At 38.0% G+C, this 237-nt stretch carries 1 protein-coding gene; it reads left to right on the forward strand.

Translation table 11 applies throughout. The features are described from left to right. On the forward strand, positions 1 to 200 hold a 200-nt coding region (locus RMT89_RS45365), incomplete at its 5' end, for a cytochrome ubiquinol oxidase subunit I (protein WP_315889588.1). Between the last annotated feature and the right edge of the window lie 37 nt (positions 201 to 237).

A 237-nucleotide genomic window follows, 5' to 3' on the forward strand; every position in this document is an offset into this window, starting at 1 on the left:
ACACTGCCGAACTTGCACGGCAACCTTGGCTGGTGTACGGTTTGTTAAAAACTTCAGAAGGAGTATCACCTCATGTATCCTCGGGAAATACGCTTTTTACTCTTTTAGGGTTTATCGGTTTGTATCTTCTTCTCGGTTTACTCTTTGTGGTGATTGTGATTAAAATTATTTTAAAAGGACCTGAAAAAAATCCCGCCTGATTATGGAAATTCTCTGGTATTCAATATTGCTTTTTGT

This window comes from Streptomyces sp. P17, assembly GCF_032436805.1.
GTDB lineage: Bacteria > Actinomycetota > Actinomycetes > Streptomycetales > Streptomycetaceae > Streptomyces.